At 65.6% G+C, this 25,068-nt stretch carries 18 protein-coding genes and 1 pseudogene; 9 read left to right on the plus strand and 10 right to left on the minus strand.

Annotated elements, in window-relative coordinates; translation table 11 throughout:
- Window positions 1-7: 7 nt before the first annotated feature.
- Both J4G43_RS11590 and J4G43_RS11595 read right to left on the minus strand, forming a co-directional pair.
- Window positions 8-244 (minus strand): hypothetical protein, encoded by a 237-nt coding sequence (locus tag J4G43_RS11590; RefSeq protein ID WP_208084869.1) that lies wholly within the window; start codon window positions 242-244, stop codon window positions 8-10.
- A gap of 91 nt (window positions 245-335) precedes the next feature.
- Complete coding sequence (locus tag J4G43_RS11595) at window positions 336-1,925, minus strand: gamma-glutamyltransferase family protein (protein ID WP_208084870.1); 1,590 nt, start codon at window positions 1,923-1,925, stop codon at window positions 336-338.
- A gap of 128 nt (window positions 1,926-2,053) precedes the next feature.
- Here J4G43_RS11595 and J4G43_RS11600 point away from each other — a divergent pair, with 128 nt between their 5' ends.
- Window positions 2,054-2,827: an enoyl-CoA hydratase-related protein gene (locus J4G43_RS11600; RefSeq protein WP_208084871.1), complete on the plus strand. Its 774-nt coding sequence runs from the start codon at window positions 2,054-2,056 to the stop codon at window positions 2,825-2,827.
- 21 nt (window positions 2,828-2,848) lie between these two features.
- Here J4G43_RS11600 and J4G43_RS11605 read toward each other — a convergent pair whose 3' ends face one another.
- Window positions 2,849-3,025 carry a hypothetical protein gene (locus J4G43_RS11605; RefSeq protein WP_014497659.1) on the minus strand — a complete coding sequence of 59 codons (177 nt, stop codon included), beginning with the start codon at window positions 3,023-3,025 and terminating at the stop codon, window positions 2,849-2,851.
- Between the two features lie 9 nt (window positions 3,026-3,034).
- On the minus strand, window positions 3,035-3,268 hold the full coding sequence (locus tag J4G43_RS11610; protein WP_014497658.1) for a DUF6894 family protein: 234 nt from the start codon (window positions 3,266-3,268) through the stop codon (window positions 3,035-3,037).
- Between the two features lie 207 nt (window positions 3,269-3,475).
- Here J4G43_RS11610 and J4G43_RS11615 point away from each other — a divergent pair, with 207 nt between their 5' ends.
- The 3 genes from J4G43_RS11615 (at window position 3,476) to J4G43_RS11625 (ending at window position 7,593) form a co-directional block, all read left to right on the plus strand.
- Window positions 3,476-5,542: a PQQ-dependent sugar dehydrogenase gene (locus J4G43_RS11615; RefSeq protein WP_208084872.1), complete on the plus strand. Its 2,067-nt coding sequence runs from the start codon at window positions 3,476-3,478 to the stop codon at window positions 5,540-5,542.
- Window positions 5,499-6,440 (plus strand): SMP-30/gluconolactonase/LRE family protein, encoded by a 942-nt coding sequence (locus tag J4G43_RS11620; protein ID WP_208084873.1) that lies wholly within the window; start codon window positions 5,499-5,501, stop codon window positions 6,438-6,440. The genes J4G43_RS11615 and J4G43_RS11620 overlap by 44 nt, the downstream gene beginning before the upstream one ends.
- 127 nt (window positions 6,441-6,567) lie before the next feature.
- Window positions 6,568-7,593, plus strand: coding sequence for a histone deacetylase family protein (locus tag J4G43_RS11625; protein ID WP_063985375.1), 1,026 nt, complete (start codon window positions 6,568-6,570; stop codon window positions 7,591-7,593).
- A 116-nt stretch (window positions 7,594-7,709) separates the two neighbouring features.
- On the opposite strand, the gene J4G43_RS11630 is transcribed toward J4G43_RS11625, so the two are convergent.
- Both J4G43_RS11630 and J4G43_RS11635 read right to left on the minus strand, forming a co-directional pair.
- Entirely contained in the window at window positions 7,710-8,549 is an 840-nt protein-coding gene (locus tag J4G43_RS11630; protein ID WP_225004800.1) for a Crp/Fnr family transcriptional regulator, read from the minus strand.
- A gap of 83 nt (window positions 8,550-8,632) precedes the next feature.
- On the minus strand, window positions 8,633-8,827 hold the full coding sequence (locus tag J4G43_RS11635) for a hypothetical protein (RefSeq protein WP_208084874.1): 195 nt from the start codon (window positions 8,825-8,827) through the stop codon (window positions 8,633-8,635).
- 84 nt (window positions 8,828-8,911) lie between these two features.
- Between J4G43_RS11635 and J4G43_RS11640 the strand changes: the two genes are divergently transcribed.
- The 3 genes and pseudogenes from J4G43_RS11640 (at window position 8,912) to J4G43_RS11650 (ending at window position 11,917) form a co-directional block, all read left to right on the plus strand.
- Window positions 8,912-10,276 carry an ABC transporter substrate-binding protein gene (locus J4G43_RS11640; RefSeq protein ID WP_225005680.1) on the plus strand — a complete coding sequence of 455 codons (1,365 nt, stop codon included), beginning with the start codon at window positions 8,912-8,914 and terminating at the stop codon, window positions 10,274-10,276.
- Between the two features lie 4 nt (window positions 10,277-10,280).
- Entirely contained in the window at window positions 10,281-11,081 is an 801-nt protein-coding gene (locus J4G43_RS11645) for an ABC transporter permease (RefSeq protein WP_208084876.1), read from the plus strand.
- A pseudogene (locus tag J4G43_RS11650) lies at window positions 11,078-11,917 on the plus strand (ABC transporter ATP-binding protein). Before J4G43_RS11645 ends, J4G43_RS11650 begins: the two are co-directional and overlap by 4 nt.
- Here J4G43_RS11650 and J4G43_RS11655 read toward each other — a convergent pair.
- The 4 genes from J4G43_RS11655 to J4G43_RS11670 form a co-directional block, all read right to left on the minus strand.
- Window positions 11,914-12,894: an LLM class flavin-dependent oxidoreductase gene (locus J4G43_RS11655; RefSeq protein WP_208084877.1), complete on the minus strand. Its 981-nt coding sequence runs from the start codon at window positions 12,892-12,894 to the stop codon at window positions 11,914-11,916. The pseudogene J4G43_RS11650 and the gene J4G43_RS11655 sit on opposite strands and share 4 nt — an antisense overlap.
- Window positions 12,891-13,622 (minus strand): 4'-phosphopantetheinyl transferase family protein, encoded by a 732-nt coding sequence (locus J4G43_RS11660; RefSeq protein WP_014497649.1) that lies wholly within the window; start codon window positions 13,620-13,622, stop codon window positions 12,891-12,893. The genes J4G43_RS11655 and J4G43_RS11660 overlap by 4 nt, the downstream gene beginning before the upstream one ends.
- Before the next feature lie 233 nt (window positions 13,623-13,855).
- Window positions 13,856-14,023 carry a hypothetical protein gene (locus J4G43_RS11665; protein WP_208084878.1) on the minus strand — a complete coding sequence of 56 codons (168 nt, stop codon included), beginning with the start codon at window positions 14,021-14,023 and terminating at the stop codon, window positions 13,856-13,858.
- 142 nt (window positions 14,024-14,165) lie between these two features.
- Window positions 14,166-20,609 (minus strand): non-ribosomal peptide synthetase, encoded by a 6,444-nt coding sequence (locus J4G43_RS11670; RefSeq protein WP_208084879.1) that lies wholly within the window; start codon window positions 20,607-20,609, stop codon window positions 14,166-14,168.
- A gap of 135 nt (window positions 20,610-20,744) precedes the next feature.
- On the opposite strand from J4G43_RS11670, the gene J4G43_RS11675 reads away from it, so the two are divergent.
- Window positions 20,745-24,215: an ATP-binding protein gene (locus J4G43_RS11675; RefSeq protein ID WP_208084880.1), complete on the plus strand. Its 3,471-nt coding sequence runs from the start codon at window positions 20,745-20,747 to the stop codon at window positions 24,213-24,215.
- Window positions 24,212-25,006 carry a protein-L-isoaspartate O-methyltransferase family protein gene (locus J4G43_RS11680; RefSeq protein ID WP_208084881.1) on the plus strand — a complete coding sequence of 265 codons (795 nt, stop codon included), beginning with the start codon at window positions 24,212-24,214 and terminating at the stop codon, window positions 25,004-25,006. The genes J4G43_RS11675 and J4G43_RS11680 overlap by 4 nt, the downstream gene beginning before the upstream one ends.
- Window positions 25,007-25,068: the final 62 nt, after the last annotated feature.

Raw genomic sequence — 25,068 nt, forward strand, 5'->3', positions numbered from 1 at the left:
TAGGGCGTCAGCAGCGGCCCTGTTTCCACAGGCCGGGCGGGCAGCCCCTGCCGCGCCAGCCGACCTTGCGCCCGTGGTGCCATCCGGGAGGAGTGGCATGGCGATGTCCATGGTATCCGCCATGATGGCCGTGACCATGGCCATGGCCGTGACCATGTCCGTGGCCGCCCTTGGCGAATGCGGCGTTTGGCATGGTGAAGCCGGCCGCGATGATCAGTGTTGCGGCGAGCGCAAGTTTCTTCATCCTAAATCTCTCCTGTTAGGCACGCATCTGTCCGTTCGACGAACGAACATCGATCGCGGTGTCGCGTGCAAATGCGGAGGAGTCGTGACGCTCAGGATTCGGCGACAGCGTCGGCCCAGGGCTGGAAGATCTCGACCGCGCCGGAATTCGTATCGCCCTGGCGCATCACCACGCTGGGGCAGGCGAACTTCTGCGGCAGGGCCTGCACTTGCGTCTCTTCATAATCGAAGCGTGCGGCAAGTGTCTTGCGCACGTCTGCCGGCAGTCTGATATCGCCGATCACGACCGCGCCTTCGCTTGCGTCGATCCGCGGCTGGTGGATGGCCGCGTCGAGGTCCATGCCGAAATCCATCGCAAAGGACACGAGCTGCATCACCGACGGCAGGATGCGGCGGCCGCCGGAGGCGCCGACCGCGAGACGCTTGCCGTCCTTCGTTTCGGCGATGACGGGCGTGTAGTTGCAGAGACAGCGCTTCCCGGGAGCGAGCGAGTTGGTGGTGCCCGGCATCGGGTCGAACCACATGATGCCGTTGTTCATGGCGATGCCGGTGTGCGGCGTCACGTATTTCGAGCCGAAGGACGAGAGCAGCGTCTGCGTGACCGCTGCGATGTTGCCGTGGCGGTCGACCACGGAGAAATGCGTGGTGCAGGCGGGCGCCAGATATTCGGCGCCGAGCGAGCGCTTGCCGTCGGCATCGCCCATGTCCTTGAGCCGCTCGCGGAAGGCTGCTTGCAGCGCCACCGCATATTCGCTGTAGGTGGTCGCGTCGGGTGCGCTTCCAGGCTTCAGACTCTGCTGCAACAGCCGCAGCGCATGCGCCATTGTCGGTCCGGCCGTGAGCTCCGGCGTCGCATACACCTTGCCGCCGCGATAGGGGATCGCCAGCGGCTCGCGCAGATGGGCGCGAAACGCGGCGAGATCCTCCACCGACAGCGAGCCGCCGTCGGCCTTGATGTCGGATGCGATGCTTTTGGCGAGATCGCCCTGGTAGAAATCGCGGGGGCCAGCCTCGGCGAGGTGCGACAACGTTGCCTTCAACGTGGCCAGCGGCAGCCGCGTCTCGGACTTGACGCCCCACGGCGCGCTCGGCGGCAGGCCATCCTTCAGGAAGGTGGCCGCGCTCGCGGGATAGCGCCTGAGATCGGCTGCCGATGCCGCGATTGTCAGCGTGGTCCACCAATCGACCAGCAGGCCTTCGCCGGCGAGCGCGGCGGCCGGCGCGACCAGATCCTTCCACGGCATCTTGGCGTAGCGGCGATGCGCCTCCTCCATGCCGGCGACAACGCCGGGCACGGCGACCGAGCCGGGGCCGTGAATGTTGCGATCGTCCTTGACCCGCGGCCACGGAAACAGATCGGAGGCCGCGCCTTCGCCACTGAGCGGATAGTCGGCGGCGCGCAGGCTCTGCGGCGCGCACATGCCGTAATCGATCACCTCGGTGCGATTTTCCTTGGCACGGTACAACACCATCGCGCCGCCGCCGCCGATGCCGCTGTTCCAGGGCTCCAGCACGTTCAGCGCAAAGGTGGTCGCGACGATCGCGTCCACGCAGTCGCCGCCTGCCGCCAGCACCTGCGCCCCCACTTCGGCCGCGCGCCGCGATTGCGAGGCGACGATGCCGCCCTTGGATGTGACGGCGGGTTTGCGGACGGCTTGGGCGAGGCTGAACTGATGAGGCATGATGTCGTCTTGATCTCTGGATTCGGTTGTTCTGGCTTCGTTGCGCTGACGCGGAAGCTGCAGCATTGGCGGGGCGCGCGAAGGATGGCACATTGCCGCCAACGAGAAAATCCAAAGGGAGACGCGGCATGGCAGGTGTGAAACAGGCGCGGGATGGCGCCGTCGGAATTCTGACCCTCGACGAGCCGGCGAGTCTGAACGCGATGACGCCGGAGCTGCTCGGCGCGCTCGCTGCCGCCGTCGCCGAGATGACAGGGGATGAGGGCATTCGCGCACTGATCCTCACCGGCGCGGGGCGCGGATTTTGCGCAGGACAGAATTTGAAGGCTTCGGAAGCGCTGGGCGAGGACATCGCCGCCGGCGTGATGCGCTTCTACTGGCCCACGTTCAAGGCGTTGCGCGAATGCCGCGTGCCTGTCGTGGTCGCCGTCAACGGCGTCGCGGCCGGCGGCGGCTTCAGCCTTGCGATGGCCGGCGACATGATTGTTGCGGCGCGGTCGGCGAGCTTCATCCAGGTGTTCAGCCGCATCGCCCTGGTGCCCGATCTCGGTTCGACCTGGCTGCTGCCGCGGCTGGTCGGCCGGCAGCGCGCGCTTGAGCTGATGTTGCTGAACGAGCCCCTGACGGCCGAACGCGCGCAGGAGATCGGCCTGGTGCGGCAGGTCGTTGACGATGCGAAGCTGATGGACGAGGCGCTGGCCCTGGCGCGCCGTCTGGCGGACGGCCCGACGCGCGCTTTGGTCGCAACGCGCGCGCTTGTCGAGGAGAGCGAGCATGCGGCTTACGAGGCACAGTTCCGCCGCGAGATCGAGATTCAGGCCACGATCCGCAAGAGCGCCGACGCCATCGAAGGCCGCACCGCCTTCGTCGAGAAGCGCAAGGCGAAGTTTACGGGGAAGTAGAGGAGCAGCCGCGGACTGCGCTCAGAGCCTGCGATCCAGCCGGCTGGCCTGATATTTGGCGTGCCATTTCGGGCCAGGCCCGCGCATGTAGTGAAGCTCGGGGCGGTAGGGGTTGCCTGCGATCCGCACCAGCTTCTGCCACTTGGTGGCGACGAAGTTGAGGGGCTGGCAGAGCAGGGTTAATGAAGCGAACAGCACGGCATCACCTCAATGCGGCTTGCCGAGCATGGCGGTGAAGGGAAGGTCGAAGATCTCCTCGCCGTCGGAGCCGCTGACATGGATCACCCAGTCGCGCCAGTCTTCGGCACCCGGGGTGTAGATCATCGAGTGCATGATCTGGGCCGCACGGTCACGCGCCTCGGTCAGGCTGGCCACCGCGGTACCGCTGCGATCGATCAGCGTGCCTTCGGTGTTGGAGCAGTGAAAATAGACCTGGACCATATGCGTCTCCTGTCGGGAGCGACTGGGATGGCAAATCGATACCACCCGAGGCCTTTGCGAAACATTCGGGGCGAGCCCGGTAAGGGAATCTACGGAGATTGGTCGCTGCGAAGGCCCGAGCGGGTTTGATCACAGGGGGGTGATGATCAACTGGACGGCGTTCCCATGGCATGGAACAACTTTGGACCGAAAGTCCGGGGGACCGCCGTGAACCAGCTCACATTCTGGCATGAATGCCGAAGCTTGTTTGCTGCGATCGTCGCCGGAGCGCTGTTCGGTCTTGCCCCGGGAGCCTCCTCCGAGCCGGTGAGGAACAGCGGCTACGCGATCGGCACGGAAACCTGTGGCAGCGGCGATCTCGCCTTTCCCAGAATCCAGATCGACATGAAGGCGGGATTCTGCGCCGGTCTCGTCGCCAGCGAAGAGGATCGCCTGAAATTTCCGCGCTCGATCATCCAGGTGCCGGGCCGTGACCTGTTCGTGGTCGCCGACATGGGCGGCTGGGGCCACACCGATGGACGGCTGCTGCTGCTCGATCCGCATGCGCCGCAGGGGCAGCGGTTCAAGGAGCTGCTGACCGCAATCGAATATCCGTTCGGCCTCGTGATTGGCCCGGACAAGAAGTTGTACGCCTCGACCGCGGAGACGATCTTCCGGTTCGATCCGCTCGCCGACAATCCCCGCAGCACGGTCGAGACCATCATCCGGCACATGCCCGGCCGCCGGATCACATTGCCTGACGGCACCAGGCTCGACGAGAGTGCCCATCCGCTCAAGCAGTTCGTCTTTGACAGGAACGGGCGGCTGTTCGTCAATGTCGGCTCGCATAGCGACGGCTGCATCACGTCGGCGCCGATCACAAGGCCATGCGCGGCGGCCGAGGGCGCGTCCGCGATGGCCTCGATCTGGCTATTCACACCGCCCGCAGGCGGCATCTTCCCGGCGCTGAAGCCGGCCGATCCCGACCCGCCGCACACCGTCTATGCGCGCGGCCTGCGCAACTCGATGGCGCTGGCGCTGCATCCGAATTTTCCCGATGCCGGCTATGCCTTCCTGCAGGGCGAGAACGGCCGCGACCTGCCCGACATCTTCAAGCCGAACGAGGAGATCAACGCGATCGAGCAGGGCAGGCATTATGGCTGGCCCTATTGCTACGACCTGTCGACGCCGAGCCCCGAATTCAAGCTCGTGCTGCAATCCGGGGTCTACAAGTCGCTCTGCACGGCCAATGCGCTCTACAAGGCACCGTTCTCGCTGATGCCGCCGCACGGCGCGCCGCTCGCGATGCTCTATTATCACGGCGCGAAATTCCCGGAGCTGGAAGGCAAGCTGCTGGTCGGCCTGCACGGCTATCGTCCGACCGGCAGCCGCGTCCTCGTCTATGACGTCGACGACCATGGCTTCCCGAAGCCCGCCCCGGCGCCGGTGCGCTACCACGTCAGTTGCGCGGCAGATCCGACCCACAGCTTTCAGACCGACGCCGGCGACGTCGCCGCCGCGCCATTCGACGAACTGATCGCAGGCTGGCACCGCGTCAACGGCGCGCGGCCGCAAGGAGCGCCCGTCGGCATGACGGTCGCGGAGGACGGCGCAATCTGGCTGGTCGAGGACAAGAACCAGACGGTAATCCGCATCGATCGCGCTGCTGGCGATCCGCCGCCGTTGCCTTGCGACATGCGCAGCCAGGAGCTGATCGATCAGCTTGCCGCCTTCGTCGCAAAAGACGCGCAGAACAGCATCCGGCTCACCACGCTGCGTAAGGGGCTCGTCGAAAAGCACTGCGTCGGCTGCCACTCGGATTTCGGCCTGAAGGCAGGGCAATCGGATGCGGAAAAGGACGCGACGGTGCTGCGCTTCATGCTGTCGCAGGACGGCTGGATCTATCCAGGCGATCCAGGCTCCGGCAAGCTGCGCACGCGGCTGCGCGGCGTCGGCGCCGAGAAGCTGATGCCGCCGGGCGGCGAAAGCCTGCCCAGGACCGAACCTGGTTACACGCGCGTGCTCGATACCGCAGACCTGCTGGTTGCGAAAATGGTTCCGGGCACGCGGATGCGGATCAAGTCCGGCCCGCCGCAGCGCAAGTTCTTTGGCAAGACCAACAAGGAATGCGGCGAAATACCGGCCGCCAAGGTCGTTGTCGTGACACAAAGGAGCGCTGTAGACAAACCCGGCTTCAGCCGATTCTTCCGGCCTGCCGATCCCTATCTGAATGGCGAGTGCAGCGACGACGATGGCTATTACATCCGGCAGGAATTTCTGGTGCCTGTGCAGTAGCGTCCTTCTCGTCATCGCGGCATCGCCGGCCCATGCGGAAACAAAGCTGTTCGAAAGCGTGCAGGTGACGCCGCCGGGCGAATACACCTTCGGCATCGAAGGGCCGGCGGCCGATCTCGACGGCAATCTCTTCGTGGTCAACTTTGGCAAGCCCGGCACCATCGGCAAGCTGCCGGTGGGCGGCGCCGCTTCGGAGCAATTCACGGCACTGCCCGCGGGCAGCGTCGGCAACGCCATCCGCTTTGCGCGTGACGGCACCATGTTCATTGCCGACTACAAGAAGCACAACATCTTCGCGATCCCGAAGGGCGCGAGCGAGCCCGTGGTCTGGTTTCATTCCGACGAGATGAACCAGCCCAACGACATCACGGTCGCGCGCGACGGCACGATCTATGCGAGCGATCCGAATTGGAAGGGCAGGGAAGGCCACATCTGGCGTATCGCCAAATCTGCGGACGGCACGGTGCAGGGGCAGGTGATGTCGGCGCCGCGCGCGATGGGCACCACCAACGGCATCGACCTCGGCCCTGACGGCAAGACGCTCTATGTCGGGGAATCCAGCAGCGGCGAAATCTGGTCCTACACCGTCCGCGGCAACGAACTCACCGGCGCAAAACTCGTCAAAGCCTTTCAGCCCGACACCGTCGACGGGCTGCGCACCGACGTCGCCGGCCGTCTCTATGTCGCGCGCATCCTCAAGGGCACCATCGCGCTGATGAAGCCCAATGGTGCAGTCGAACGCGAGATCGCGCTGAAGGGCAAGGAGCCGACCAATCTCGCCTTCGGCGGCAGCGACGGCAAGACCGTCTTCGTCACCCAGCGTCAGGGCGGCTTCGTCGAGTCCTTCCGCACCGACCAGCAGGGCCGCGAGCACTGCGTCCAGCGCGGGCGCTGCTGAGCGTCACGGGCGGTCTGCCCTTGGCGCAGAGCAGCACCAAAGCTGCGGCATTCTTCTTGCTTGCATCTGGCCGCCGCAGGCATTTAGACATCTGTGGGCACCGTCAACGCGACCACGGAGTGTTTGAGTGAAAGCCGTCCATACCGAACTGCATCGCAGCCACGATCCGCAATTCTTCCTGGTTCGCGGTGTCGTCAAGCGCACTACGGAACAGCCAGAGCGCGCCGATCGCCTGCTCAAGGGGTTGAAGGACGGCAAGCATCAGCTGGTCGAACCGACGACATTCGGACAGGGGCCGCGTGCGCGGATTCACAGCCCGGAATATCTGTCGTTCCTCAGCGAAGCCTGGGACGCCTGGACCGCGCTCGGCGATTCCGGCCCGGAGATGATCGGCAACATCCATCCCGTGCGCCATGCGGCGACCTATCCGACCCACATCGTCGGCAAGCTTGGCTGGCACACCGCCGACACCGCAGCGCCGATCGGTCCCGGCACCTGGGCCGCGGCCTGCGCCGCCACCGACGTTGCGGTCACGGCAGCGCAGATGGTGATGGACGGCGAGGATGCGACCTATGCACTCTGCCGCCCGCCCGGTCATCACGCCTACCGCGACATGGCCGGCGGTTTCTGTTTCCTCAACAACAGCGCGATCGCGGCCGCACATCTGCGGCTCAAGCATGAACGCGTCGTGATCCTGGACGTCGACGTCCATCACGGCAACGGCACGCAAGGAATCTTCTACGCACGCCCTGACGTCTACACGGTGTCGATCCACGCCGACCCCATCGCGTACTATCCCTATGTGTGGGGCTACGCGCATGAGCGCGGCGAAGGACCCGGCCTCGGCGCCAATCTCAACATCCCCCTGGCCATCGGCACCGGCGACGACGGCTATATCCAGGCGATGGACGTCGCGCGCAAGGCGATCGAATCCTTTGCACCTGGCGCCCTTGTCATCGCACTCGGCCTCGACGCCTCGGAGCACGATCCACTGAAGGGCCTCGCCGTCACCACGCCGGGCTTCCGCCGCATCGGCCAGGCGATCGCGAAGCTGGGCCTGCCGACCGTGTTCGTGCAGGAGGGCGGCTATCTCTCGGATATTCTGGGCGCGAACCTGACCTCGGTGCTGGCCGGGTTTGAAGAGGCGCGGTGAAGTTTACCTCTCCCCGCTTGCGGGGAGAGGTCGGAATTTGCGTAAGCAAATTCCGGGTGAGGGGGACTCTCCGCGAGTTCGACTGTCACCGTGCGCGCGGAGACAACCCGCCGCGCCTAATCCCTGAACAAAATCTGCTCCAGCAGGTCGATCCGCCTGATCTGGATGGTGCTGCCGTCGATGGCGATGATGCGGCGGTTCTGGAAACGCTTCAGCATCATCGTCACCCATTGCCGGGTCGAGCCCACCATGGCTGCGATCTGGTCATGGGTGATCTTACGGTTGATGACGATGGTGTCGCCGTCGGCCGTGCCATGCAATTCCGACAGCGTGAGCAGGAATTGCGCCAGCCGCTCGATCACCGAGCGCGTGCCGAGGATCTGTGCCATCGAGGAGTAGCATTTGCCCTTGGCGATGAGGCCGTCGATCAGCGCCAGCGCGAAGCTCGGCATGCCGGTCAACAGCTTCTCGAGCGCGGGGCCGGAGAGTGCGGCGATCTCGCAGGCCTCGATGGCGATGCCCGACCACATGTGAATGCCACCGCCGGATATCTCGGGGCCTCCGATGAAATGTCCCGGCGTCCAATAGGCGAGCGTGATCTCGCGGCCCGACGGCGCGGTGTAATAGACCCGCACCTGTCCGCGGCGGATGATGAAGATGCCGTCGTGGCCATCGCCTTGGCTGAATACCATTTCGCCCTGCGGCACCGAGATGATGCGGCCGGCCGCGTGCACGCGCGCCTGCTCCGACGCGGACAAGCGGTCGAGGAAATGCGCGCCGGCATTCAGCCCGTCGATGGTCTCGCTCATGAACAGAGCCGAGCTTGCGGGCCTTGCACGTGTGCTGCGGACCCGCCGCGTCTTCTTGTGGTCGGTCCAGTCGAACGGAACGCCTGCATGAGGCCGGTCGCCAAAAGCGGCAGGCTCGGTCGCGGCAGCTTCCTTGAGTATGGTCATCGCAATCCGTCAGCTCTCCAGGGGCTTGCGAATAGGTAAGTGCGGCGGTGGTGCGATGTCCATCTCTTTGCGATCGTTCCAAATCACATAGCAAAGCTTGATGTGTGCGGCGACCGGCCGCGAAACGATTCCTCTGTCCATGGCTCCGTCCTGAGAAAATCCTTTGCGTCGTTGCGCGACGGAATCGTGACGCGAACGTCCTGCGACAGCGATGCAAGTAATTGCTTCAAGCGTTGCGCCGCGCCTTCGATAGTGCCGGCCAGCGTTGTCGCCGGCACGCGCCCGGCCTTCCCGAGGACAGTTCGATGATCGAATTCGGCTCTTTGAGAATCAGTGTGGCCATTGTGGCCATCACTGTTGCGATGTTCGCGCCGGCCCAGGCGGAGACGATCCGTGTGGCAGTTGGGACGCAGGACACGACGATCAATTGCGCGACCGGCGGACTGCTCATTCGCGAGCTCAAGCTGCTTGAGAAATTTCTGCCCCATGACGGCAAGTACAAGGATGTCACCTACGACATCCAGTGGAAGAATTTTACGAGCGGCGCGCCGCTCACCAACGAGATGGTCGCAGGCAAGCTCGATTTCGGCGCGATGGCTGACTTTCCGGGCTCGCTGAACGGCGTGGCGTTCCAGAAGGCTGGCCGCCGCAGCCTCTTCATCAGCGTGCTTTCCGGCAGCACCAAGGGCAGTGGCAACGGCATCGTGGTGCCGTCGAACTCACCGGTGCAATCGCTCGATGAGCTCAAAGGCAAGACCATCTCGGTTCCCTTCGCCTCGACCTCGCACGGCATGCTGCTCCGCGCGATCGAGGCGAAGGGCTGGAATCCCGAGACCGATGTCAACATCATCACGCAGGCGCCGGAGGTTGCGGGGCCGGCCTTGCAGGCTGGCAAGATCGAGGCGCATGCCGACTTCGTTCCGTTCGCCGAACTGTTCCCGTGGCGCGGCTTCGCGCGCAAGATCTTTGACGGCGCGCAGGCCAATGCCCCGACATTCCACGGCGGGCTGGTCGATGCCGATTATGCCGAGAAATATCCCGAGATCGTCGTCGCCTATCTGCGCGCAGCGCTGGAAGCGGATCGCCTGATCGCGGAAGAGCCGGAGAAGTACAGCGAGCTGATCGCGAAGGTGACCGGCATCGAGGCGGAGGTCGACTACCTCTTTCACGGACCGCTCGGTCTCCAGACCCGCGATGTGACCTGGAAGCCGGAGTACCGCCAGGCGGTCGCAACCTCGATCAAGACGCTGAAGCTGCTCAAGCGCGCGGACAGCGATCTCGACATCAACCAGTTCGTCACCGACAAGTTCATCCGTATCGCGGCGGCGCAGGCGGGCCGCGATTACGACTCCGAACTGAAGAACTATGCGCAGCTTCCGCTTCGCGCCAAGGACGCCGCAACGGGCGCCGAGATCAGCGACTTCAGCCGCGTCGCACAGATCTGGGTCAAAGACGAGGCTCATGTACGTCACTATGCCTCGCCCGAGAACGCGCTGAAGGCGCTCGCCGGCCTCGAGAAGGACGGCAAGACCATCCGCGTCGTCTATGCGCAGGATCGTGAAAGCGGCATCAAGCTGTTCGCAAACCAGGCCTGGTTCGTGCGGTCGTCCAAGGGCGAGCTGAGCGCGTTCCTGCTCAAGCAGGCGGCCGAGGGCTGGTCGAAGACAAACGGGGGCGCGGTGCTCGACTTCGCGGCCGCGCGCGAGTCCCTCGTCGCGAGCCGGTGAGGCGATGGCCACCGCTATCAAGGCGCGGCCTGCGGGCATCCGCTGGATGGTCCGCGGCCTTTCGATCATGGCCTGCATTGCCCTGTGGCAGGTCGCTTCGACAACGCATCTCAATCTGGGGATCGTGACCTTCCGCAACGTGCCGCCGCCGGTCGAGGTCGTTCAATCTGCGCTCGCCCTGTTTCGTTCGCCGAAATTGACGGCACATATCACCAGTAGCCTCTGGCGCGTGTTCGCGGGCTACGGTGCGGCGGTGGTGATCGGCGTGATCCTTGGTTTTGCCATCGGCCGGTCACGCGCCGCGAGCGACCTTTTGCTGCCGCCCCTGGAATTGCTGCGCCCGATACCGGCGGTGGCGTGGATACCGCTGTCGATCCTGATCTTTCCGTCGTCCGAACTCTCGATGATCTACATCACCTTCATCGGTGCCTTGTTTCCGATCGTGCTGAACACCGTCCACGGTGCCGCCAATGTCGACCGCCGGCTGGTTGCTTCCGCCCGCAGCCTCGGCGCGGGGGAGTTGGCGATCCTGAGGGAAGTCGTGCTGCCGGATGCCGCGCCCAGCATCGTCACGGGGCTTGCGATCGGCATGGGCACCTCATGGTTCTGCCTCGTCACCGCGGAGATGATCTCGGGCCAGTTCGGTATCGGCTATTACACTTGGGAAGCCTACACGCTCCAGAACTACGCCGACATCATCGTCGGCATGCTGATCATCGGCCTGCTCGGCATGGGTTCGAGCTGGCTGCTGACGACGGCCGGGCGGCTTCTGATGCCCTGGCGTAGCCCGAGGGTGGCGCGATGAACATCCGGGTCGCGGATATCGGCACGAAGAGCGTCGGTCGGATCGACTTCGCCGATGTCTCGATTTCACTCGGATCGGGCGGCGATGCATTCGAAGCGGTCAGCGGTCTCGATGTCGCGATTGCGCCGGGCGAGCTCGTCTGCGTCCTCGGTCCCTCCGGCTGTGGCAAATCCACGCTGCTCGGCGCGCTGGCCGGGCATTTGCCGATCACGGCTGGCCGTCTCACGGTCGACGGCCAGCAGGTCCAGAGCCCGAGCCCGGACCGGGGTATGGTGTTTCAGCAGCACACGCTGTTTCCCTGGAAGCGGGTGCGTGACAATGTCGCCTTCGGCCCGAAGATGCGGGGTCTCGGGAGGAGGGAGCGCGACCGTGCCGCCGACGCGATCCTGAAGCTGGTCGGCCTCTCCGGCTTCGAGGCGTTCTATTCGGCGCAATTGTCGGGCGGTATGCAGCAGCGCGTGGAAATTGCGAGGGTCCTGATCAACTAGCCGCGGGTGCTGCTGATGGACGAGCCCTTCAGCGCGCTCGACGCGCAGACGCGCGGCATGATGCAGGAGGTCCTGCTCGACATCTGGAGCAAGATCCCGACCACAACCGTCTTCGTCACCCACGACATCGACGAGGCATTGTTCCTCGCGGATCGTATCGTCGTGATGAGCGCAAGACCCGGCCGGGTGATCGAGGATGTCGTGCTGCCTTTCGCGCGGCCACGCAGCCACGATCTCGTGACCGAACCCGAGTTCGTACGCCTGAAGCGGCATGTCATGCAGCTTTTGCGACGGCCGGAAGGTTCTGAGCCGTTGGCACGGCTCAGTCCGCTCGGCGTGACGTCCTAGAACATCCCGCTCGCCGCGAGCGCCTTGCGGACGTGCTGCATCTCGGCCTCGTCGGCGACCATGTCGAGCATGATCGTGGTCAGGCCCTTCGCCGCAAAATCCTTCAGCTTTGCACCGACCTCGGTGTAGCTGCCGACGAGATAGGGGCAGTCGGCCTGGAAGGTGAGGTACGGCAGCAGCCAGTAGCCATTGTCGGCGAGCTCGCCGCTCTGGCCGTCATAGAGCCGCCGCTTCCACACGGAATCGCTGTTCTCCACGGTGAGCGCGAGCAGCTCGCGATCATCGGGATTGTCGCGGAAGCGTGCCTTCGCGGCTTGCCGTGCCTCGTCGCGTCCCTCGCGGGCGAAGATGCCAAAGTTCATTCCGGGTGCATCGAGGCCGCGATCGAGATCGGGCGGCAGCATCTGCATCTTGATGCAGCCGGTCTCCTTCGCCACGCGCTGCGCCGCCTCCGACTGGCCCGCGACCAGGAATTCCGGCATCAGCTCCGCCGGCAGGCGCGGGCGAAGTTGCAGATTGCTTGCGCGGTAGAACCGGCCCTCGACATTCACCGGGCGGGGGCTTTCCAGCAATTGGCGCATCAGCGCGACGAATTCGCCGAGCCGGACGTAGCGGTCCGCATGCGACTGCTCGTCGCCCAGCCCCTGCAGGTCGCTGACCGCGGTCCCCGTGATCATGTTGAGATAGACCTTGCGGCCGTGGAGCTGCGCAAAGGACGAGACGAACTTTGCCGCGGCGAACGGGTGCATGTAGACCGGATTGACCGCGATCAGCGGCGAGCTTCGCGTGGTCTCACCCATGATGTGCTGGGCCATCGCCCAGGGCTCGACGAACACGTCGTTGCCTTCGAACAGCAGGATGCCTTCGAAGCCGTTGCGGTCGGCGAACTGTGCCACCCGCATCAGCTCGCCGACATATTTCTTGGGATCGCGGTTGCGCGAGATCGCGGGAAAGACGCGCAGCCGCGGGGGCGTCATTCAGCCGCTTCCTGGAACGGCCAGGAATTGCGGGTGATGGGAAGGCCGCCGTGCGCGCGGGAGCCGTCGGCGATCGCGAGGCGATGCGAGGGCGACGGCGAGCACAGCGAGAAGCGCCATGCATGCGGATCATCGGCGATATCGGGCTTGAAGCTGATCTCGATGGCCTCGCGGGACACCTGCATCGCGAAAGCGTCGAGCGGCAGATTGAGCCCAAAGCCCCTTGCCTTCAGATAGGCCTCCTTGAGCGTCCAATAGTCGAAAAAGCGCTCGATCGCGGCGGGCTCCGGCAGTCCGCGCAACGTTTCGACCTCCTCCGGCGCAAAGAAGCGAAGCGCGGTGGACAGTGGCGCGACACGCCGCGACACGGTTTCGACGTCGACGCCGACGGTCTCGTGGCCGGACACGACGCAGGCAACGCAGCCATCGGCATGGGACAGGCTGAAATGCAGCGCGGTCGAGGTCGCGGGCGCCGCAACAAACGGCCGCCCGTAGCGACCGGCCCCGAAGGACCAATCGGTGGGTGCGACGTTCGGTGCGGCCTGCGACAGCGCCAGGCGCAGCATCGCGTGCGCGAAGATATATTGCCGCCGATGCCGCTCGAACATGAAGCGGTCGGCGCGGATCCGTTCGTCGACCGAAAGCAGGCGTCGGCACGCATCGACTGCGCCCGGAGCGTCAATGGTCTCGATCAGTCCGACAAACAGTTCAATTCTGTCGTCTGCCATCAATAAGGCCCATGGCGTCAGGCGGAGGCCAAGTCTCCGGCCCTGACGGAAGAATCAACTGAGCAAGAATCAACTGAGCGGACCGCTTCTAACGGTCCACCCGGGCAATTTCTTGTCGATTTGCAGGCCGGTTTACAGGCGCAAGCTTGTGCGAGACCCCAACTCGATGAGCGAGCGGCCCATATCCGGAAAGGGAAGCCTGAGGATTCGTGCGGCGTCCCGGCCGACGATCCTTACTTCTTCTTCTTGGCTTTCTTCGCTCCGCCCAGCATCGAAAGGCTGGCGTCGACATCCTTGAGCGCGGACTGGAGCTTCTTCTTCTCGGCGCCCAGCAGCTTTTGCAGGGCCTTGCGGTCCTTGTCGCTCAACGAGGTACCTTTGGTAAATTTGATGAAACCCATAACATACTCCCCCGGTTGAAAATAATCGTCCAAATCAAATCGAGGGAATAATCTTGCGCGCTGGCGCCAAATAATCAAGATGCAACTTGGTCATGCACAGCTTTGGCGAGTGAACTTGTGTTCTCCCGTCCCGTACAGCCGGTCATGCCGCCCTGCGAGCGAGTAATCGGCCGAGCGGCGTGTTGGGGTGGGCGACGGCCGCATCCAGCAGCGCGACGAGATGCGCCATCCACTCACCGACCCTGCGGCCATCGAGCAGCTCGCCCTTGTAATTGCATGAGCCGGTGATTCCGGTGGGGCGTTCCTTGAGCATCAGCGACAGCCAGGTCTGGTCGATCGGCAGCACCGGCTGGCCTTCGCGCGCGACGTTGCCGATCGATTCGATCGTGACGTCAGCCAGATCGAGCGGCTGGCGCAGCGGATTTTGCAGGGTGAAATAGACCTGGAGCAGCGAGGCCGGATCTATCCCCTCCTGCTCCAGATGGTCGGCCAGAATGTTGAACGGCAGCTCCTGGCGCGCATGCGCGTCGAGCACGCTCTGGCGCACCCGGGCCAGGGCTTGCGCGAACGACAGCTCCGGCGTGATTCGGGTACGGACGATCACCGTGTTCTCGAACGGACCGACGACCCGGTCGGTATCCGGCTGGGCGCGATTGGCCATGGCGGTGGCGACCGAAATGTCGTTGCGGCCGCTCTGCGCCAGCAGCAGGGCTTTCAGGCCGGTGAGAAGGCACATGAACAGCGTGCTGTTATGCCGGCCGGCGAACGCCGTGAGCCGGCCGATCAGCTCGCGCTCGAGGCTGACGGGGTGATGCCCGGCGGACGCGCCGGGGCTTGCGTCACCGTCGAAGACGGGGGTCGCGCCGCGCAGATTCTCCGTCCAGTCGGCGGCCTGGCGGCGTGCGGCGTCGGTGCCGCACCACCAGCGCTGCCAGCGGGCGACGTCCGAAAAGGCGAGCGGCAATTTCGGCAGCGGCACGGACGGACGTCCGGTCAGCGCCGTATAGCGGTTGGACAGCTCCTCGAACAGCACGCCGATCGACCAGCCGTCGGCAATGGCATGGTGCAGCGTCAGCAGCAGCACATGATCGTCGGCATGGAGCCGCAACAGCCGCGCCCGCAACAACGGCGGCCGCGCGGTGTCGAACGGGGCGTAGGTCTCCTGCTCGATCAGGAGATCGATCTTCCTGAGTTCGAGGGCTTTGCGCCGCTTGTTGTCGTGGGGACGTCCGTCGCCGATGACCTCGATCGTGAGGGCCGGTCCGAGCTCGCCGGGTGTGGCGATGCGACTGACGGGCTCTTCGCCGCTCCGGCCGAATCCGGTCCGCAGCGATTCGTGGCGGCGCACGATGTCGCCGAACGCCTGCGCGAGGGTAGTCGGATCGAGCGGGCCCTGGAGGCGGAAGGCAAAGGGCAGGTTGAACAACGGCAGGCCCGGCAGGTTCTGCTCGATCCGCATCATCTGGTCCTGTGCGATCGAGAGCGTTGGGATCCCGCCTTCAGCAGGCCGCAGCATGCCTGTTGCCGCCTTGCGCGGCTTTGCTGCCACTGCCTCGTCAACCCGCCGGGCGAGTTCTTCGATCGTCGGAGCCTCGAAGATGGTCTTGATCGGCAGCGACACGCCGAGCGCACGGGCGACGCGCGCCATCGCCTGGCCCGCCAGCAGCGAATGGCCGCCGAGATCGAAGAAATTATCGGTCACGCCGAGGCTCTCGACCTTCAGCAGGTCGACCCAGATGTCCGAGAGCACCTTTTCGGTGAAGTGCCGCGCCGGCACGGCGGCGTCCGGTCCGGAGACGTCCTGCTGCGCGGGCGCCAGCAGCGCCGACCGGTCGATCTTGCCATGGGCATTGAGCGGCATCTGGTCCAGGAACAGGAATGCGGACGGGATGGCATGGCCCGGCAACCGGCTCTTCAGGAAGTCGCGCAGCTCGCTGGCGCTGCTCTGGCTGCCGGCCCTTGCGACGATATGGGCGATCAGCCTGACATCGCCGCTCGCCTCGCGGCGCGGCTCGACGATGCCGGCGCGCACCGCAGGATGGTCGGCAAGCGCGTTCTCGATCTCCTTGAGCTCGATACGGTAGCCCCGGACCTTGACCTGATGGTCGGCGCGGCCGAGGCATTCGATGGTGCCGTCGGCGCGACGGCGTGCGAGGTCGCCGGTCCGGTACAGCCGCGCGCCTTCCTGGCGCGAGAACGGATTGGGGAGGAAGCGCTGCCGGCTCTGCGCGGGATCGTTGATGTAGCCGCGGCCGACACCGGCGCCGCCGATGCAGAGCTCGCCGGTCACGCCGACCGGCAGCGGCTGGAGGTTTTGATCGAGCACATGGAGCTGGGTGTTGGGCAGCGGCGCGCCGACCGGGACGTTGCTCGTCGCCGCCGCCGGCGCTTTGGTCAGGCGATGCAGCGAGACGTCGTCGGAACATTCCGACGCGCCATAGGCGTTGATCAGCGGCACCTTCGGGCAGCGGGCGAACCAGGCGCGGCAGAGATCGACCGGCAGCGGCTCGCCGGTCGAGATCAGGAGCCGCAATCCCTCAAAGGCGCGCTGGACCTGTGCGTCGTCCATGCGGTCGAGGATCACCCGCAGCAGCGACGGGACGATCTCGAGCACGCTGATGCCTTCGCGCTCGATCTCCCGCGCGAGCAGGATCGGGTCCTGCACGATTGCGTTGGCGCAGACATGGACGCGCGCGCCGACCATGGGACCGGCAAGGAACTGCCAGACCGAGATGACAAAGCTCTGCGGCGCAGTCTGGGCGATCACGTCGCTGGCCGTAATGCCGAGCTCGGAAATGAGCGACGCCAGATGGTTCGACAGCCCGCGCTGCTCGATCATGACGCCCTTTGGCGCGCCGGAGGAGCCGGATGTGTAGATGAGATAGGCGAGGCTCACGGCTGCGCGCCGCGCGGCGCGGGCAGGCCTGGTCGATCCGGGTGCGATCGCGTCCTCGAGCTCGGCGACATGAATGCGCTCGACCAGCGGTTCGAGCAGCGCCTCGACCATGGCCGACTGGGCGCGCCCTGTCAGCAGCATGCGGGCGCAGCTCGATCCGAGGATGGTCGCAAGCCGCGCCGGCGGCTGGTCGGGATCGAGATTGAGGAAGGCTGCGCCCACGCGCTGCGCGGCGATCATCGCGGCGAGGAGGTCGGGCCCGCGATCCGCAAGCAAGGCGACAACGCTCTCGGCGCCGACACCTTCGCGCGCGAGCCAGCGCGCCGCTGCCTGGCTGCGGCGGGCGAGCTCGCGATAAGTCAGGGAGGTGCGGCCGTCGGAGACGGCGATCGCGTTCGGTGTCTTCTTCGCCTGGCGCTCGAGGCGTTCGCAAAGATTGCCGCGCGCGGTGAAATTGGCCACCACGCCCTGGCCTTTCGCCAGCAACTGCCGGCGTTCGGCCTCCGTCAGGAGCGGCAGGCGCGAGATGCGCTGCTCCGGATTGGCGATCACGGCCTTGAGCAGGGTCTTGAACTGAGCGGCCATGCCTTCGATGGTCGCCGCGTCGAACAGATCGGTGGCGTATTCGAAGAAGCCCGTGAAGCGGCCGTCGGCCTCGACCAGTTCGAGCGTGATGTCGAAGCGCGCGACTTTCGGGTCGACCTCCAGCCGCCGCGTCGACAGGCCGGGGAAACGCGCCGCCTCGATCGAGGCGTTCTGGAGAATGAACATGATCCGGAACAGCGGGTTGCCGTCGCTCCGGCGCGCGATCTGCAGCGCGCGCAGCACTTCCTCGATCGGGAGGTCCTGGTTGCGGTAGGCATCCAGCGTGACCTGCCGCACCCGCCGCAACATCTCGCCAAAGCCGGGATCGCCGCCGAAATCGTTGCGCAGGATCAGGGTGTTGGCGAACAGCCCGATCAATCGCTCGCTCTCGATCTGGTTGCGGTTGGCGATCAGCGATCCCGTCGCGACATCCTCGTGTCCGGTGTGGCGGAACAACAGGCACTGGAAAGCCGCGAGCAGCGTCATGAAAGGCGTGACGCCCTGGTCCTGGCTGAGCGCGCGCAGATCGGCCGACAGTGCCTTGGAGAATTCGAGATAGTGACGGGCGCCGTGACCGCTCCAGACCTCCGGGCGTGGCCGGTCGGTCCGCAGCGGCAGTGTGGTGACACCGTCGAGCTGGGTCCGCCAGTAATCGAGCTGCTCCTTCGCCGCCGGCGCCTGAGCCCAGCTCTGCTGCCATAGCGCAAAGTCACGATACTGGAAGGCGGGCGAGGGCAACGTCACCGCGCTTGCCTTGCGTGCAGCGGAATAATGGGCGGCAAGCTCCTCCCAGAACAGCCGTTGCGACCAGCCGTCGGTGACGAGATGATGGACGTTGACCACCAGCGCGTGGCTGGATTTGTCGAACGACAGCAGGGTAACCTTGAGCGGCGGCTCGTGCGCCAGGTCGAAGGGATATTGCGCGAGCTCGAGCGCCTCGCGCCGGATGATTGCGCCCTGCTTGTCCGCCGCGCAGGGCTTGAGCTTGATCCGCTCGAACCGCGGAGGTGATTGCAGCACCCGCTGCGCCGGCTCGCCCTCGCGTTCGATGAAGACCGAGCGCAGCGCCTCGTGGCGCGCGCAGATCGAGGCGAGGCTCGCAGAAAGCGCGGCGACGTCGACCAGGCCCTTGAGAACGGCGACCTCGACGACGTTGTAATTGTAGCGGGTCGGATCGAGCCGCGAGAGCACATACATCCGCTGCTGCTGGAACGACAGCGGCGCGTCGGCTGCCGCCGCCTGGCGCCATGCGGGCACCATCGTCTCGCGATGGGTTGTGGCGGTCTCGATCCGGGCCGCAAGCGCTGAGACCGTGGCGCAATCGAAGATGTCCTCGAAGGAGAAGTCGACATTGAAGCGTTCGCGCAAGCGCGAGCGCATCTGCGTCGCCGCGAGCGAGTCCGCGCCGAGCGCAAAGACATCCTGGTCGATGCCGACCTGCGGCAGCTCCAACAGACCGGCCCAGATCCCCGCGAGCTGGGTCTCCAGCGCGTTGCGCGGCAATTGCGCTTCGACGCCATGCTCCGCGGTTGCGATCAGATCGGCCAGCGCGTTGCGCTTGACCTTCCCGCTCGCGCCTTTCGGCAGTGCGGCCACGCCGCGGATCAGGCTCGGCACCTTGTAGGCCGCAAGACGTTTGCGCGCGAACTGCCGAAGCTGGTCCGGAGTTGCTTCGGAATTCGGGCGCAGCACCACGACGGCGGCGACGTTTTCGCCGAGCTTCTGGTGCGGGACGGCGAACACGCCGGCCTCCAGCACCGCCGGATGGCTCAGCAGGACCTCTTCGACCTCCAGGGGCGAGATCTTCTGCCCGCCGCGGTTGATGACGTCCTTGATGCGGCCGACGATGAAGAGATAGCCGTCGGCGTCGAGATAACCGAGGTCGCCGGTCCGGAACCAGCCGTTGCGGAAGGCGGCCCGTGTCGCCGCCTCGTCATTATAATAGCCGCGGCTCATGTTCGGCCCGCGCAGCATGATCTCACCATGCTCGCCGCTCGCAAGCGTGCGGCCCGCCCCGTCCATGATCGCGATCTCGGGGCCCGCAGCGCGGCCGACCGATCCGACCTTGCGCAGCTCGAATGGATTGGCGGAGATCTGCGAGGCCGCTTCCGTCATGCCGTAGGTCTCGAGCACGGGAACGCCGAACATCGCCTCCAGCCCGTTCAGGATCGCAGGCGCGAGCGAGGATGAGGCCGAGCGGATCACGCGCAGCGACGACGAGCGGGCGCGGTCCGGGTCGGCCTCGGCCGCCGTCAGCAGCGCGCGATGGATGGTCGGCACCGCCGTGTACCAGGTCGGTCGCAGCTCCTGCATCCAGCCGAAGAAGGACAATGCGTCGAAACCGTTGGTGCAGATCACGCTGGAGCCCGCGGCCAGCGCCGTCAGCAGGCCGGAGATCAGACCATGGGCGTGAAACAGCGGCAGAGCGTTGAGCAGGCGGTCGTGGGCTGCGAGCGACAGCACGCGGCCGGCATTGTATGCGGACAGGCACACATTGCGCTGCGTCAGCGGCACCATTTTCGGCCGCGCCGCCGTGCCTGACGTCAACAGGATGAAGGCGTCATCGTCGCCGCGCGAGGCGCCGCTCGTGCTGGCCGGCCCGACTGCCGGGCCGATGAACGCGCAGCCGCCGAGATTGTCGTTCGGCCCCGGCACGTAATCGATCACCGCGATATCGAGCGCCTTGGCAACGTCACGACTTGGTGAATTCATCTCGGCCCGGGTGACGAGCGCGGTCAGCTTCAATTCGCTGAAATAGCGTTGCAACTCGTCGGCCGTCAGATCGGGATTGACCGGGACACAGGCGCCGGCCGAGGCGACCGCGATCAGCGCCAGCGCGCTGTCGGCGCCGCGCGGCAGCGCAACGGCGATCCGGTCGGCAGGGGCAATGCCGAGCCCCCGCAGGGTGCGGACCAGTTGCTGGATCAACTCACCCAGCTTGCCGTAGGTGAGGGCCGGCCGGCCCGGCGCGAAGAGAGCCGGTGCCGACGGCGTCTTGCGCGCATAAAAGTCGAGAAGGCCGCCGATATCGGCAAAGGTCCTGGTTTCGGCGCCTGCGCTGTCCGAATCCTCTCCCGCTACGGATGCAATGTGGGACAATGCCATTCCCTTTTGATCTGATTGAGCTATTCTTCCCAAGACTTAGGGAACGCGTCCAGTCTGAGGTGAAGTTCGGGCCCCAAAATCTGTGATTGAGGGGCCTAAAGCCCTTCGACGGAGTGAAGGTCGGGCAGAATCACCATGCTGGAGAATGAACCTGTTACGGGGACGGAAGGCGGGTTGAAGCGCTGGCTCGAAGGCGTCGGTCTTGGACATTACACCGATCTCTTCGCGCAGCACCGCCTCGATCTCGATGTGATGGGGGACCTGACGGAATCCGACCTGGTCGAGCTCGGATTGCCGCTCGGCGATCGCAAGCGGCTTCAGCGCGCGATGTCGGCGCTATTCCAGGCTGAGACCGCAGAGAAGCCCGATGCGGCGGCGCGCCCGCAAGTCCGGGCGGAAGTCGGTGCCGAACGGCGTCAGCTCACCACCATGTTCTGCGACATGGTGGATTCCACCTCGCTGTCGGTGCAGTTCGATCCGGAAGACGTGCGCGACATGATCGCGAGCTTTCGCGAGACCTGCGTCCGGGTGGTGAAACATTACGAGGGGTTTGCCGCGCGCTTCGTCGGCGACGGTATTCTTGTCTATTTCGGCTATCCGACCGCGCATGAGGACGATGCCGAGCGATCGGTGCGCGCCGGGCTCGAGATCGTGCGGGTGCTGTCGACTGCGCGCGCGATCGAGCCGCGCGGTGCGCTGAGCCACGCCCCCGCCGTCCGCATCGGGATCGCAACCGGTCTCGTCGTGGTCGGCGACCTCGTTGGCCAAGGCACCGAGGAGCGCGATTCCGCGGTCGGAGAAACCGTCAATCTCGCCGCGCGCCTGCAAGGTCTGGCGCCACCCAACGGCGTCGTGATCTCGTCCTCGACACAGTCGCTGCTGAAGGGCAAGTTCGACTACCGCAATCTCGGCGTCCATGCGCTGAAAGGCATCTCGGAGAAGACGCAGGCCTGGCACGTGGTGCGCGCCTCGCGGGCGGAGACCCGCTTCGCCGCTGCCATGGGCGGGCGGTTGACGCCGCTCGTCAACCGCGAGGAGGAGATCGCGCTGCTGATGGGGCGCTGGCAGCAGGTCAAGGACGGCGACGGCCAGGTCGTGGTCAAGTTCGGCGAGCCCGGCATCGGCAAGTCGCGCATCATCCAGGAGATCTTCGACCGGATCGCGGGCGACCGCCATGGACACGTCTCGTTCCAGTGCTCGCCCTATTACACCTCCACGGCGTTCTATCCGTTCTCCGAGCAGCTCAAATTCTCGCTCGGCCTCGACCGCGAGGATCCATCCGCGACGTCGCTGGCGGGTCTGGAGACCGCGATCGCGGCCGCCCATGGCGACATCGAACAGGTCACGCCGCTGTTTGCCGCGCTGCTGTCGATCCCGACCGGAGACCGCTATCCGCCGCTCGACCTGTCGCCGCAGCAGCAGAAGGACGCGACCGTCGCGGCGCTGGTCAATCATTTCCTCGGCCTTGCGCGCGACATGCCGCTGGTGATCGCGCTTGAGGATCTGCACTGGATCGACCCGACCTCCCGCGAGGTGATCGACCTCCTCGTCGCCCGGGTGCAGAACCAGCCGGTCCTTGTCATCATCACCGCGCGCTCCGAATTCCAGCCGAGCTGGAACGCGCATTCGCACATCACCACGCTGGTGCTGAACCGCCTGAGCCGGCAGCTGCGCACGACGCTGGTCGAGCGCGTCGCGGGCCGCGAGCTTCCCAAGGAGGTGGTCGAGGAGATCATCGTCAAGACCGACGGCGTGCCGCTGTTCCTGGAAGAGCTGACCAAGACCGTTCTCGAATCCAACCTCCTGACCGAGCGGCACGGGCGCTACGTGCTGTCGGGCCCATGGCGGCAGCTCGCGATCCCGGCGACCCTCACCGACTCGCTGATGGCGCGGCTGGACCGGATGGGGCCGTTCAAGCGCATCGCGCAGATCGGCGCCACCATCGGTCGCGAGTTCTCCTACGCGACGCTGCACGCGGTCGCCAACACGCCGGCGGAGCAGATCGAGGCCGCGCTCAATCATCTGGAGGAGGCCGGGTTGATCATGCGCCGCGGCCGTCCGCCCGGCGCGCTCTACTCCTTCAAGCACGTGATGATCCAGAACGCCGCGCACGACAGCCTGCTGCACAGTGAGCGGCGCAAGCTGCATTCGCGGATCGCGCAGGTGCTCGCCGAGATGTATCCGGAGAAGACCGAGCGCGAACCGGAGCTGCTCGCCCATCACCTCACCGAATCCGGCCAGAGCGAGGGCGCCGCCAGCTTCTGGCTCAAGGCCGGCAAGCAGGCGGCCAAGAGCGGCGCCAATCTGGAGGCGATCGGGCATTTGCGCCGGGGCTTGAGCGTCGTGCAGGCCAATGCGCGCATGCAGGGCGCCGACGAGATGGAGCTGGAGCTGCGCATCGCGCTCGGCAACGCATTGATTGCCGCCAAAGGCTACGCCGTGCAGGAGGTCGAGGAGAACTACATCCGCGCGCTCGAGCTCGGTCAGCAGCTCGACGACGACGAGAAGGCCTTCGCCGCCACGCGCGGGCTCTGGGTCTGCCATTTCATCCGTGCCGATCTCAGCCGCGCGCACGATCTGAGCGTCGAGCTGTTGAAGTTCGCCAAGCGCGAACGGCTGAACGAGCGCACGCAGCCGGCGCAGCAGACCGGCTATCTGATCGAGGCGCACCGCTCGATCGCGATGACGATGCTCTATCGCGGCCGTTTTGCCGCCTCCCAGCACCATCTGCACCGCTGCATCAACCTCTACAGTCCCGATCTGCACTCCGATCTGATGGAGCGGCACGGTACCGATCCCGGCGTCGTTTCGCTGTCCTATCTCGGCTATCTCCTATGGTTCCTCGGCCGGCCCGACGCGGCGCGCCAGCACAGCGAGCAGGCGATCGCGAATGCCGAGAAGATCCGCCATCCCTTCACGCTCGCCTTCGCGCTCGTGTTCGGCGCCTATCTGTGCCAGCATTTGCGCGACGTCGAGGGTACGCGCGACCACGCCAACCGCGCCATGATCATCGCCACCGAGCACAATTTCCTGCACTGGAAGCAGCAGGCGGCGATCCTGCGCGGCTGGGCGCTGGCCCAGCTCGGCGAGGCCGACGAAGGTCTCAGCCAGATGCGCCTCGGCCTCGACGAATACGAGGCGATGGATTCCTGGCTCGCCGGCTGCTGGTTCCGCTGCCTGCTTGCGGAAGCCTATGCCAAGGTCGGGATGCGCGATGCCGCCTTGCGCGCGCTGGACGGCGCGCTCGCGACCGCGAGACGGACCGGCGATCACTCCTATCTCGCCGAGGTCTATCGCCTGCAGGGCGAGATCACAATGTCGGACGGTGATCCGGCATCGGTGCAGGAGGCCGAGGACCTGTTCGCCCTGTCGCTAGAGACCGCGCGCAAGCAGGGCGCGCTATCATGGGAGCTTCGGACCGCCGTCAGCCTTGCGCGCCTGTCGCACCAAGCCGGCAAGCGCGAGCACGCAAGTCTTCTGCTTTTGCCGATCGTCGGCAAGTTCAGCGAGGGCTTTTATACTCCGGACCTGAAGCAGGCGATGCAGCTCCTCAGCGAGCTCGGCGGAGACGTGCCCGTCCTTGAACAGGCCGATGCGATGAAATGAGCGATCTTGCCGCCGCGCGTGCGCGCTACGTCGAGTTGATTGCGAAGCGAGAGCGGATCGCCTCGCCACGCCTGCTCGAAGCGCTCGCCGCCATCCCGCGCGAGGATTTTCTGGCGAAGGGACCCTGGCGCATCAAGAGCGAGGCGGCGCGCAGCTACCGGCTGACGCTGGATGCCGATCCCGTTCATCTCTACGACAATGTGCTGGTCGCGATCGATGCGCGCCGCAAGCTCGACACCGGGCTGCCGAGCCTGTGGGCGCACTTCATCGATCTGCTCGACGTCGGGGAGAAGGACCGCGTGGTCCAGATCGGCTGCGGTCTTGGCTATTTTTCCGCGGTGTTGTCGAAGATCGTGGGGCCCAAGGGCAGGGTGCATGCAATCGAATGCGACGAGCGGCTTGCGGCGCGTGCCGCGAATTACCTTCGCCCCTATCGCAATGTCGAGGTCGTGCATGGCGATGGATGCGAGGAGATCGGCGAGCCCGCCGACGTGATCATCGTTCATGCCGGCTTCCCGCACCCGCATCCGCTCTGGCTTCAGTCGCTCCGTCCGCGCGGCCGTCTCCTGGCGCCGCTGACGCAGCGCGACCGCGAGGGCGCCGCCCTCAAGATCACGCGCAAGGGCAGGGGGTTCGAGGCCGAGGCGGTGCAGCAGATCCGGATCTTCCCCGGCCAGGGTCGCGGTGTGACCGCACTCGACGACCGCGTCGCCGACTGGTGGCAGCGCGCCGCCGCGCTGGCGCCACTGCGTTTTCGCGCCATCGAGCAGGGGCTGCCGTCGGATGGCTAATGCTTGGTTTCGTTTTACCTTGATTCCGTTTGTGAGTTTCCAGCATCTCGCGGTGCGGCTAT

The sequence above is a fragment of the Bradyrhizobium barranii subsp. barranii genome (genome assembly GCF_017565645.3).
GTDB classification, from domain to species: domain Bacteria; phylum Pseudomonadota; class Alphaproteobacteria; order Rhizobiales; family Xanthobacteraceae; genus Bradyrhizobium; species Bradyrhizobium barranii.

Bases quoted from the DNA above. Each gene is read 5' to 3' on its own strand.
- J4G43_RS11590 (WP_208084869.1), bottom strand. From the start codon at position 244: ATGAAGAAACTTGCGCTCGCCGCAACACTGATCATCGCGGCCGGCTTC.
- J4G43_RS11595 (WP_208084870.1), bottom strand. From the start codon at position 1,925: ATGCCTCATCAGTTCAGCCTCGCCCAAGCCGTCCGCAAACCCGCCGTC.
- J4G43_RS11600 (WP_208084871.1), top strand. From the start codon at position 2,054: ATGGCAGGTGTGAAACAGGCGCGGGATGGCGCCGTCGGAATTCTGACC.
- J4G43_RS11610 (WP_014497658.1), bottom strand. From the start codon at position 3,268: ATGGTCCAGGTCTATTTTCACTGCTCCAACACCGAAGGCACGCTGATC.
- J4G43_RS11620 (WP_208084873.1), top strand. From the start codon at position 5,499: ATGGCTATTACATCCGGCAGGAATTTCTGGTGCCTGTGCAGTAGCGTC.
- J4G43_RS11630 (WP_225004800.1), bottom strand. From the start codon at position 8,549: ATGACCATACTCAAGGAAGCTGCCGCGACCGAGCCTGCCGCTTTTGGC.
- J4G43_RS11640 (WP_225005680.1), top strand. From the start codon at position 8,912: ATGTTCGCGCCGGCCCAGGCGGAGACGATCCGTGTGGCAGTTGGGACG.
- J4G43_RS11645 (WP_208084876.1), top strand. From the start codon at position 10,281: ATGGCCACCGCTATCAAGGCGCGGCCTGCGGGCATCCGCTGGATGGTC.
- J4G43_RS11655 (WP_208084877.1), bottom strand. From the start codon at position 12,894: ATGACGCCCCCGCGGCTGCGCGTCTTTCCCGCGATCTCGCGCAACCGC.
- J4G43_RS11660 (WP_014497649.1), bottom strand. From the start codon at position 13,622: ATGGCAGACGACAGAATTGAACTGTTTGTCGGACTGATCGAGACCATT.
- J4G43_RS11665 (WP_208084878.1), bottom strand. From the start codon at position 14,023: ATGGGTTTCATCAAATTTACCAAAGGTACCTCGTTGAGCGACAAGGAC.
- J4G43_RS11670 (WP_208084879.1), bottom strand. From the start codon at position 20,609: ATGGCATTGTCCCACATTGCATCCGTAGCGGGAGAGGATTCGGACAGC.
- J4G43_RS11675 (WP_208084880.1), top strand. From the start codon at position 20,745: ATGCTGGAGAATGAACCTGTTACGGGGACGGAAGGCGGGTTGAAGCGC.
- J4G43_RS11680 (WP_208084881.1), top strand. From the start codon at position 24,212: ATGAGCGATCTTGCCGCCGCGCGTGCGCGCTACGTCGAGTTGATTGCG.